We start from the raw sequence: 10,560 nt of genomic DNA, 5'->3' as shown, positions 1-10,560 counted from the left end.
AGGCGGCGCAGGCCGCCTGGGATGTCTGGGCCGAGAAATCGCCGGAAGCCAAGGCGCTCGTCGAGAGCCACAAGGCCTACCTCGGCCAGCTCGGCCTGCTGAGCTCGGAATAAGGCGCGCCCGCGTCTGACCTGAAAAGGCCATGCGGCGGGCCCAAGTCCGGGCCCGCCGCTCTTTTCTCACGAACCCTGTGACTCCTCCGAAAGGGTTGACCCATGTCCAATGAAAGCCTCTGGCTCGGCGCAGCGCGCGGTCCGGTCCGGCTGCTGGCTCTGATCAGCACCGGCCTGGCGCTGGCGATGTTCGCCTGGCTCGTGCTTACGCAGTTCGTCTCGTCCGAACCGATCGGCATGTTCGAGATGCTGCGTCCCGAGGGACGGCCGCTGGTGTCGGTGATGCTGTGGCTGCTCTTCGCCGCCCTGATCTTCGGCTCGCTCATCCTGTCCGACCGCCGCGGCTCGATCGAGATCGAGCCCACCGGGCCGCTCGACATCCTGTCCCTGGTGCTCTCGCGCCTGTCGATGATCGGCATCGTCGCGATCGTCATCGTCATGTTCTACGAGGTCGTGGCGCGCTACGTCTTCGAAAAGCCCACGCTCTGGGCCAACGAGCTGTCGCTCTGGATCGCGTCCTTCGTGTTCCTGCTCGCCGGGCTCTACGCCATGCAGCAGCGCAGCCACATCCGCATCTACATCATCTACGACATGTTCCCCCGCTGGGCGCAGAAACTGTCCGACGTGATCTCTGTCTCGCTGATCTGGGTGTTCTTCATCTGCCTGCTCTGGGGTGGCTACACCGAGGCGATGCAGAAGCTCGGCCGCATGGAGACCTTCGGCACCGCCTGGGATCCGCCCCTGCCGGCGACGCTGAAGATCGGGCTCATCATCATCATCGGCCTCGTGGCCCTGCAGGCGCTGTCGAACCTCATCGCCGACTGGAACAAGGCTCCCGAACACCATTCGCCCGCGGACGAGATCGACCAGGTCGAGATCGAGAACATCCGTCGCACGCTGGAGGACTGACTTAAATGGTGGATATCGGCACACTCAGCCTGATCCTGCTGCTGGGGATGTTCGCCCTGCTGGCGATCGGCATGCCCCTCGGCTTCGCCTCCGCCTTCCTGGCGGTCGCGACCCTCGTGATGAAATTCGGCCCCGACCTGCTGTTCGGGCGCTTCGGCATGGGACCCTTCGCGGTGCTCGGCCAGGCGGTCTACCGGCAGATGGTGAACTACGTCCTCATATCGGTGCCCCTCTTCATCTTCATGGCATCGCTACTCGAACGCTCGGGCATCGCCCGGGACATGTACAGCTCGCTCAACGTGTGGCTGTCGCGCACCCGGGGCGGCATCGCCTTCGTGACCTCGATCATGGCCGTCATCATGGCCGCCATGTCGGGGATCATCGGCGGCGAGGTCGTGCTGCTGGGCCTCATCGCCCTGCCGCAGATGCTGCGGCTCGGCTACAACCAGAACCTCGCCATCGGCACGATCTGCGCAAGCGGCTCGCTCGGCACGATGATCCCGCCGTCGATCGTGCTGATCTTCTACGGGCTGGTCACCGAGACCTCGATCAAGGCGCTGTTCACCGCCTCGTTCCTGCCGGGCTTCATGCTGGCCTCGTTCTTCATCATCTACATCTTCATCCGCACCCGGATGAACCCCGAAGAGGCCCCCCTGCCCCCGGCCGATCCCGATGCCCCCGCGGGCCGCGAGAAGGCCCTCATGTTCCTCGGCTTCATCTCGCGCTTCGGCATGTGGATCGCGGCGGCGCTGGCGCTGCGCGCGCTCTTCTTCACCGTGACCGGCATGAACGTGGTGACGCCCGGCGTCGATCCGATCCCGCTCGGGATGGTGTCGGACCTGCCCTGGCTCATCGGCGCGCTGGTGATCTTCGGCCTCGTGGTCTTCTTCGTCGTCGGCCGCGAGCGCACCGCGCAGGGCTGGGAGATGGGCAAGGGCCTCATCGCCCCGACCATCGTGATCGGCGTGGTGCTCGGCTCGATCTACGGCGGCATCACCGGCATCACCGAGGCCGCGGGCATGGGCGTGGTGGCGGTCTTCGTCATCGGCCTCATCCGCCGCGAGATGACCTTCGAGGTGGTCTGGGACGCGGTGATGCGCACGCTCAAGTCGACCGGCACCATCATCTGGGTGACCATCGGCGCGGCGGCGCTCGCGGCGGCCTACACGCTGGCGGGCGGCCCGACCTACGTCGCCAACATGATCGTCGGCTCGGACCTGCCCACCATGGGGATCATCCTCGTGATGATGTTCATCTTCCTCGTCATGGGGATGTTCATGGACTGGGTCGGCATCGTGCTGCTGATCATGCCGGTGTTCCTGCCCATCGTGATGCGCCTGCCCGCCGAGGAGATCGGCTGGCTCGGCCACGTGGACAGCAACTACATCGGCATCTGGTTCGGCGTGGTGTTCTGCATGAACATGCAGGTCAGCTTCCTGTCGCCGCCCTTCGGCCCCGCGGCCTTCTACCTGAAGTCCGTCGCCCCGGCGCATATCTCGCTGACCGACATCTTCCGCGGCTTCCTGCCCTTCATCGGGCTGCAGCTTCTGGCCCTGCTGGTGCTGCTGGCATGGCCGCCGATGGTGACGCTGTTCCTGTAACGCCAATCCGGAGGGGCGGCTCGCGCCGCCCCTCCGCCTTCGCTTGACCCTCCCCCGCGGGAGGCAGAGAGTTCCCCCACGAGAGCCGCAGGCCCGAAGCGCGCCGCCCCTCTCCCGATCCGACACCTCCCCAGCCGCTCCATGGAGCCCACGCCAAGATGAAAACCGTCCGCCTCTCCGAACATGACAATGTCGTCACCGCAGTCGTCCCGCTGGAAGTGGGCGACGAGGGCGCGACCACGCTGATCCCGCGCGGCCACAAGATGGCCACGACCGACATCGCGAAGGGCGAGGCGGTGCGCAAATACGCCCAGATCATCGGCTACGCGGCCGAGGACATCCCGGCGGGCGCGCATATCCACATCCACAACCTCGAGTTCCGCAACGTCGAGGCCGAGTACGAGTTCGGCACCAACCTGCGCCCCGTGCCCGCCCCCGAAAAGCAGGACACGTTCATGGGCTACCGCCGTTCGACCGGCCGCGTCGGCACGCGCAACTACCTCGCGATCCTCACCTCGGTGAACTGCTCGGCCACCGCCGCGCGGATGATCGCCCAGCACTTCACCCCCGAGAAGATGGCCGCCTATCCGAACGTCGACGGCGTCGTCGCCTTCGTGCACGGCACCGGCTGCGCCATGGGTGGCGACGGCACCGGCTTCGAGTTCCTGCAGCGCGTGCTCTGGGGCTACGCGCGCAACCCCAACGTCGGCGGCGTGCTGATGGCGGGGCTCGGCTGCGAGGTCATGCAGATCGACTGGCTGGTGCAGGCCTACGGGCTCGAGCCCGGCCCGCTCTTCCAGAAGATGAACATCCAGGACGAGGGCGGGCTGCGCAAGACCGTCGAGCACGGCATCGCGCAGGTCGAGAAGATGCTGCCCGAGGTCAACAAGGCCACGCGCACCGAATGCCCCGCCTCGGAGCTGATGGTCGCCCTGCAATGCGGCGGCTCGGACGCCTGGTCGGGCATCACCGCCAACCCCGCCGTCGGCTATGCCTGCGACCTGCTGGTCGCGCAGGGCGGCACCGGCGTGCTGGCCGAGACGCCCGAGATCTACGGCGCCGAGCACCTGCTCACCGCCCGCGCCGCGACGCCCGAGATCGGCCACAAGCTGATCGACCTCATCCACTGGTGGGAGGATTACACCGAGCGCAACCGCGGCTCGATGGACAACAACCCCTCGCCGGGCAACAAGAAGGGCGGGCTGACCACCATCCTCGAGAAATCGCTCGGCGCGGCGGCCAAGGGCGGCACCACGCCGCTCAACGGCGTCTACAAGTACGCCGAGCAGGTCACTGCGCGCGGCTTCACCTTCATGGACAGCCCCGGCTACGATCCGGCCTCGGTCACCGGGCAGATCGCCTCGGGCTGCAACCTCGTCTGCTTCACCACCGGCCGCGGCTCGGCCTTCGGTGCCAAGCCGAGCCCCTCGATGAAGGTCGCCTCGAACAACGAGCTCTACCAGCGCCAGACCGAGGACATGGACGTCAACGCCGGGCGCATCCTCACCGAGGGCGCGACGGTCGAGGAAGTGGGCCGCGAGATCTACGAGATGTGGCTGCGCATGGCCTCGGGCGAGCCGAGCAAGTCCGAGACGCTCGGGCTCGGCGATTACGAATTCGTCCCCTGGCAGGTCGGCGCGGTGATGTGACCGCCGCGTCTCCCTCCCCCCGAAGGAAGGAGAAAGACATGAGCAAACCCAGCATCGGGTTCATCGGGCTCGGCCTCATGGGCCGGGCCATGGTCGAGTGCCTGCAGAAGGCGGGCTACGACGTGACGGTCCTCGGCAACCGCGACCGCAGCGGTGTCGAGGAGGCGCTTTCCCGCGGCGGGTCCGAGGCCCGCTCGGCGCGCGCGCTGGCCGAGGGCTGCGATCTCGTGATGCTCTGCGTTGGCACCTCCGAGCAGGTCGAGAGCCGGGTCTTCGGCGAGGACGGCGTGCTGGCGGGCGCCAGGGAAGGCCAGATCGTCCTCGACTTCGGCACCTCGCTGCCCGGCTCGACCAAGCGCATCGGCGCCGAACTGGCCGAAAAGGGCGCGACCTACCTCGACGCGCCGCTCGGCCGCACGCCCGCCCACGCCAAGGAGGGCAAGCTCAACATCATGTGCGCCGGGGACGAGGCCGCCTATGCGCGGGTGAAGCCGGTGCTCGACGTGCTGGGCGAGAACGTCTTCCACCTCGGCCCGCTCGGCTCGGGGCACACGATCAAGCTGATCAACAACTTCTTCGCCATGACCACCGCCATGGCCATGTCCGAGGCCTTTGCCATGGGCGACGCGGCGGGCGTGCCGCGCGACAAGCTCTACGGCGTGCTGGCGGCGGGGCCGAACCATTCGGGCATGATGGATTTCGTCAAGGCCTGGGCGATGGACGGCAAGATCGACCTCGCCTTCTCGCTCGACAACGCGGCCAAGGACGTGGGCTACTACCGCGCCATGGCCGAGGAGATGGGGGCACACTCGCGCATGTCCGGCTGTGCGGCGGAAACGCTGGCCGAGGCCTTGCGAAACGGATTTGCCGGGCACATGGTGCCGGAAATGGTCGACTACCTCTCCAGGCATCTGAAAGGCTGAGCAAAATGTCCCTCCTCCCGGCGCGGACGCGCTGACGCATGGCGATCGCCTCGCGCGAAGACAGGACGGCCCTGGGCCTCGGGCTCATGGCCCTCGGCGTTCTCGGGTTCACCTGCATCGACACCTCGGCCAAGTGGCTCCTGCAGCACGGCGTGCCGGCGCTGCAGGTGGTCTGGTGCCGCTACGCCGCGCATCTCGTGCTGGTGCTCGTCGCCTTCCTGCCGCGCGAGGGGGCGTCGCTCTTTCGCACCCGGCACCCGTGGAAACAGGCCTTCCGCGCCGCCGGGCTCTTCGGCAGCACCATGCTGAACTTCATCGCGCTGGCCTACCTGCCGATCACCGTGACCACGACGATCATGTTCGCGGGGCCGGTGGTGGTGACGCTGCTGGCCATCCCCATGCTGGGCGAGCGGGTCGGCAAGCACCGCATCGCCGCGGTCTGCGTCGGCTTTCTCGGCGTGCTGGTGGTGATGCAGCCCTGGGGGGCCGAGTTCCACCCGGCCATGCTGCTCTCGCTCGGCGCGCTCTGCAGCGCGGCGATCTACTTCATCCTGACCCGGCAGATGGCGGGCGAGGAGAGCAACGGCACGCTGCAGGTCTGGGGCGGCGGGCTGCCGACCCTGCTGCTCGCCCCCTTCGTGCTACCGGCCTGGGAGACGCCCGCGACAACCGGCACCGGCGTCATGCTGGCGGTGATCGGCGTCTTCGGCGCGGTGGCGCACATGCTGGCCACGGCGGCGCACCGCTACGCCGATGCCTCGGTGCTGGCGCCCATGGTCTACCTGCAGCTGATGAGCGCCGCGGTGGCGGGCCTGCTGGTCTTCGGCACCTGGCCGACGCCCTGGACGCTGGTCGGGGCGATGATCATCATCAGCGCCGGGCTCTACATCTGGCACCGCGAGCGGCGCCGCGGCGTGCCGCATTCGAAGATCACGCCGCGGCTCTGAGCGGCGCGAAAAGGGGGGCCTCGGCCCCCCTTCCCGCTTCAGTGGGCTGCGCCCGAGAACGCGTTCATGATCACCACGCCTCCGACGATCATGGCGATCCCGAGGATCGCCATCGCGTCGAGGGTCTGGCGGAAGACCACGACGCTCACGATCGCGACCAGCACCGTTCCCAGCCCGCCCCAGACCGCGTAGGCGATGCCGAGCGGCAGGGTCCTGAGCGCGACGGAGAGAAGGTAGAACGAGGCGATGTAGAAGACCGCCATGATCGCGGTTGGCCCGAGCCGGGTGAACTGGGCGGATTTCTGAAGGAAGCTGGAGCCCGCGACCTCGCAGAGGATGGCGCCTGCGAGGGCGAGATAGGACACAAGATGCGTTGGCATGACGTTCGCGCTTTCCCGGCCGGACGCACGCGGTCCGGCAGATTGAGGATCAGGAAAGGCCGCGGACCAGGGTCGGAGCGTCTTCCTGATCAGGTCAGGGTTGACGCCGTGGCTGGGAAGAACCCGTCACATGACAGGCGCAGGAGACACCACCCTGCAACTCTATTACCGGCAAGGCATACCTAGAGTCGGGCGGGTTCGGCTTCAACATCAAAGGCGGCGGCATCCCGAAGATTTCTCCGCGGGCTGCCGACCGGGCTGACTGTGTGGGGACCGGAGGCCGGGCGGCGGCGCGTCAGACCGCGTAGTAGTCGCGGTACCAGGCGACGAAGCGGCGCACGCCCTCGCCGACGGGCGTGTACTGCGACTCGCCCGCGAGCCGCGCCAGGAGCGTGGTGCTCGCCCAGGTCGCCGGCACGTCGCCCGGCTGCATCGGCAGCAGGTTGCGCTTGGCCGGGAGCCCGGTGGCGATCTCGATCGCCTCGATGAACTCGCCGAGCTTCACCGGGCTGCCGTTGCCGATGTTCACCACCCGCCAGGGCGCGACCGGCGAGAGGCTGTCCTCGGGGCCCGCGGGCGCGCCGCGCACCGGCGCGACCGGCGCAAGACGGCCGAGCGCAGCGACCAGGTCCTCGACATAGGTGAAGTCGCGCATCATGTCGCCGTGGTTGTAGACGTCGATCGGCTCGCCGGCGAGGATCGCCTTGGTGAACTTGAAGAGCGCCATGTCGGGCCGGCCCCAGGGGCCGTAGACGGTGAAGAAGCGGAACATCGTGGTCGGCAGGTCGTAGAGATGCGCGTAGCTGTGCGCCATGCTCTCGGTCGCCTTCTTGGTCGCCGCGTAGAACGACATCTGGTGGTCGGTCTTCATCGTCTCGACATAGGGCATCTCGGTGTTCGAGCCGTAGGCCGAGGAGGTCGAGGCGATCAGCATGTGCTTGGGCGGATAGGCCCGCGCCGCCTCGAGCAGCTCGAAGGTGCCGGCGATGTTGCTTTCGAGGTAGTCGCGCGGCTGCTCGATCGAGTGGCGCACCCCGGCCTGCGCGGCAAGGTGGTAGACATAGTCGAAGCGGTGCGCCTCGAAGAGCCCCATGAGCAGGCCGCGGGTCTCGACCCGGCCCTCGACGAAGGCAAAGCCCGCGCCCTCGAGCCGCGCCAGCCGGGCGCGTTTCAGCGCCGTGTCGTAGTAGTCGGTCACCGCGTCGAGGCCCACGACATCGTGGCCTTCGGCAAGCAGGTGCTGGCACAGGTGGAAACCGATGAAACCGGCCGCGCCGGTCACGAGCGTCTTGGGCATCAGGGCCGCCTCTTTCTGTCGTTGCGCCCCCGATAGGCCAGACCCCGCCGATTGTAAATCGCCGGGGTCCCGGAATGGCGGTCAGCCGCGCCCGATATAGGGCATTCCCGGTGCCATGACCGTGACGAACTGCACGTTGGCATCAAGCGGCATCGACGCCATGTGCAGCACCGTGCTGGCGACATGCGCCGCGTCCATCACCGGCTCGACGGCGATCGAGCCGTCGGCCTGCGGCACGCCCTGGGTCATCGCCTGCGCCATGTCGGTCAGCGCGTTGCCGATGTCGATCTGGCCGCAGACGATGTTGTGGGCGCGACCGTCCAGCGACAGCGAGCGGGTGAGCCCGGTCACCGCGTGCTTGGAGGTGGTGTAGGGCGACGAGCCCCAGCGCGGCACATGCGCCGAGACCGAGCCGTTGTTGATGATCCGCCCGCCCTTCGGATCCTGGCGGCGCATCCGGCCAAAGGCGGCACGGGCGCAGAGGAACACGCCGGTGATGTTGATCGCCGAGAGCTTGAGCCACTCCTCGGCGGGGATCTCGTCGATCATCGCGCCCTTGAGCCCCACGCCCGCGTTGTTGAAGAGCGCGTCGAGGTGGCCCCATTCGGCCATCGCCCGGTCGAAGCCGGCCTCGACCGCCTCGGGGTCCGCCACGTCGAAGGGCAGGACCAGCGCGTTGGGGTTGCCGGCCGCGGTCTCTTCCAGCGGCGCCTCGCGGCGGCCGACGAGGCCGACCTTCCAGCCCGCATCGAGGAAGGCTTTCGCGGTGACCCGGCCGATGCCGCTGCCCGCGCCGGTGATGATGATGCTCTGCATGAAATTCCTCCCAAGGAAACGGCGCGGGCGTTGGTCTCGCCCGCGCCGGAACTGTCTTGCGTCAGTGGTTGTCGCGCGGCAGCGACCGGGCGACCTTCTGGTAGGCCGTCGCCAGCTCGAGGCAGCCGCCGTCGGAGAGCTGTCCGACGTGGCGGCGGTAGATCTCCTGCCAGGGCGTCTGGTTGACGATCTCGGGCGCGGTCCAGGCGGCCTTGCGCTTTTCCCACTCGGCGTCGTCGACCAGCGCGTTCATCGTGCTGGTGTTGAGGTCGAGCCGCACCATGTCGCCGGTCTGCAGGTAGGCGAGCCCGCCGCCGACCACCGCCTCGGGCGAGGCGTTGAGGATCGAGGGGCTTTCCGAGGTGCCGGACTGGCGCCCGTCGCCGACGGTGGGCATGTGGTTGATGCCCTTGCGGATCAGCGCATCCGGCGGCTGCATGTTCACCACCTCGGCCGAGCCGGGATAGCCGACGCAGCCGACGTTGCGGATGAAGAGGATGCAGTGCTCGTCGATGTTGAGCGCGGGATCGTTGATCCGTTCGTGATAATCCTCCGGCCCCTCGAAGACGACGGCGCGGGCCTCGAGGATGCCCTCCCGGCCCGGCTCGGACAGGAAGCGCTTCTGGAAGTCGGCCGAGATCACCGAGGTCTTCATCAGCGCGGAATCGAAGAGGTTGCCCGAGAGCACCTTGAACCCGGCGTTCTGCCGCATCGGCGCGTCGTAGGTCTTGATCACGTCGGTGTCCTGGCTGCCCTGCCCGGTGACGTTCTCGCCCATGGTCTTGCCGGTGGCGGTCATCGCGCCCTCGTGGATGCGACCGGCCTTGCGCAGCTCTTCCATCACCGCGGGCACGCCGCCGGCACGGAAGAAGCTCTCGCCGAGGTATTCGCCGGCGGGCTGCATGTTGACGAGGAGCGGCACGTCGAAGCCGATGGTCTCCCAGTCCTTCACGTTCAGCTCGACCCCGGCATGGCGCGCGATGGCCTGCAGGTGCGGCGGGGCGTTGGTCGAGCCGCCGATCGCGCCGTTGACGACGATGGCGTTCTCGAAGGCCTCGCGGGTCAGGATGTCCGACGGCTTGAGATCCTCGTAGACCATTTCCACGATGCGCTTGCCGGTCTGGTAGGCCATGGCCATGCGCTCGCGGAACGGCGCGGGAATGGCCGAGTTGCCGGTGAGCGACATGCCGAGCGCCTCGGCCATGGCGTTCATCGTCGAGGCGGTGCCCATGGTGTTGCAATGGCCGAGCGAGGGGGCCGAGGAGCAGACGCGCGACATGAACTCGTCGTAGTCGATCTTGCCCTCGGAGAGCAGGCGGCGCGATTCCCAGATGATCGTGCCCGAGCCCGCGCGCTTGCCCTTCCACCAGCCGTCGAGCATCGGCCCGCCGTTGAGCGCGATGGCCGGAATGTCGACCGTCGCCGCGCCCATCAGCATGGCGGGGGTGGTCTTGTCGCAGCCGGTGGTCAGCACCACGCCGTCGATCGGGTAGCCGTGCAGCACCTCGACGAGGCCGAGGTAGCTGAGGTTCCGGTCGAGCGCCGCGGTCGGGCGCTTGCCGGTCTCCTGGATCGGGTGAACGGGAAATTCCATCGGAATCCCGCCCGCTTCGCGGATGCCCGCCTTGATCCGGTCCATCAGGAAGACGTGGATCTTGTTGCAGGGCGCGATGTCCGAGCCGCTGTTGGCGATGCCGATGATCGGCTTCTCCGACTGCAGCTCGTCCTGGGTGTATCCCTGGTTCTGATAGCGCTCGACGTAGAGCGCGGTCATGCCGGGATTGTTTGGGTTGTCGAACCACTCCTGCGAGCGGAATCGCTTGTGGGCACGTGTATCGGACACGGGTCGGTTCCTCTCCTAGACGCGCCTCCCCGCGCGCCTCTGCGGCGCGCCGCGTGACGCGCTGCTTCCTTGCGACAGCTTC

10 protein-coding genes (1 of these 10 running past the window's edge) are annotated in these 10,560 nt (G+C 67.8%); 6 read left to right on the top strand and 4 right to left on the bottom strand.

What is annotated here, in order from left to right; genetic code table 11:
- The 6 genes from PVT71_RS08850 to PVT71_RS08825 form a co-directional block, all read left to right on the top strand.
- Positions 1–113, top strand: partial view of a TRAP transporter substrate-binding protein gene (locus PVT71_RS08850; RefSeq protein WP_353471428.1) — the 3' portion only. Its footprint begins 907 nt before the window's first position; the window shows 113 of its 1,020 coding nt (coding positions 908–1,020); its start codon lies beyond the left edge, outside the window; the stop codon is at positions 111–113.
- Positions 114–215: 102 nt separating this feature from the next.
- Positions 216–1,022: a TRAP transporter small permease gene (locus PVT71_RS08845; protein ID WP_353471427.1), complete on the top strand. Its 807-nt coding sequence runs from the start codon at positions 216–218 to the stop codon at positions 1,020–1,022.
- 5 nt (positions 1,023–1,027) lie between these two features.
- Complete coding sequence (locus PVT71_RS08840) at positions 1,028–2,623, top strand: TRAP transporter large permease subunit (RefSeq protein ID WP_353471426.1); 1,596 nt, start codon at positions 1,028–1,030, stop codon at positions 2,621–2,623.
- Between the two features lie 158 nt (positions 2,624–2,781).
- Positions 2,782–4,272 (top strand): altronate dehydratase family protein, encoded by a 1,491-nt coding sequence (locus tag PVT71_RS08835; RefSeq protein WP_353471425.1) that lies wholly within the window; start codon positions 2,782–2,784, stop codon positions 4,270–4,272.
- A 38-nt stretch (positions 4,273–4,310) separates the two neighbouring features.
- Entirely contained in the window at positions 4,311–5,195 is an 885-nt protein-coding gene (locus PVT71_RS08830; RefSeq protein ID WP_353471424.1) for an NAD(P)-dependent oxidoreductase, read from the top strand.
- Between the two features lie 38 nt (positions 5,196–5,233).
- Positions 5,234–6,142, top strand: coding sequence for a DMT family transporter (locus tag PVT71_RS08825; protein WP_353471423.1), 909 nt, complete (start codon positions 5,234–5,236; stop codon positions 6,140–6,142).
- Between the two features lie 38 nt (positions 6,143–6,180).
- Here PVT71_RS08825 and PVT71_RS08820 read toward each other — a convergent pair whose 3' ends face one another.
- The 4 genes from PVT71_RS08820 to PVT71_RS08805 form a co-directional block, all read right to left on the bottom strand.
- On the bottom strand, positions 6,181–6,522 hold the full coding sequence (locus tag PVT71_RS08820; RefSeq protein WP_353471422.1) for a multidrug efflux SMR transporter: 342 nt from the start codon (positions 6,520–6,522) through the stop codon (positions 6,181–6,183).
- 295 nt (positions 6,523–6,817) lie between these two features.
- Positions 6,818–7,819, bottom strand: coding sequence for an SDR family NAD(P)-dependent oxidoreductase (locus tag PVT71_RS08815; RefSeq protein WP_353471421.1), 1,002 nt, complete (start codon positions 7,817–7,819; stop codon positions 6,818–6,820).
- Positions 7,820–7,900: 81 nt separating this feature from the next.
- Entirely contained in the window at positions 7,901–8,635 is a 735-nt protein-coding gene (locus PVT71_RS08810) for an SDR family oxidoreductase (protein ID WP_353471420.1), read from the bottom strand.
- A 61-nt stretch (positions 8,636–8,696) separates the two neighbouring features.
- On the bottom strand, positions 8,697–10,478 hold the full coding sequence (locus PVT71_RS08805; protein ID WP_353471419.1) for an IlvD/Edd family dehydratase: 1,782 nt from the start codon (positions 10,476–10,478) through the stop codon (positions 8,697–8,699).
- Positions 10,479–10,560 lie beyond the last annotated feature (82 nt).

Source organism: Salipiger sp. H15 (genome assembly GCF_040409955.1).
In the GTDB taxonomy this organism is placed as follows: Bacteria; Pseudomonadota; Alphaproteobacteria; order Rhodobacterales; family Rhodobacteraceae; genus Salipiger.
This window is presented reverse-complemented; position numbering and strand designations above follow the sequence as displayed.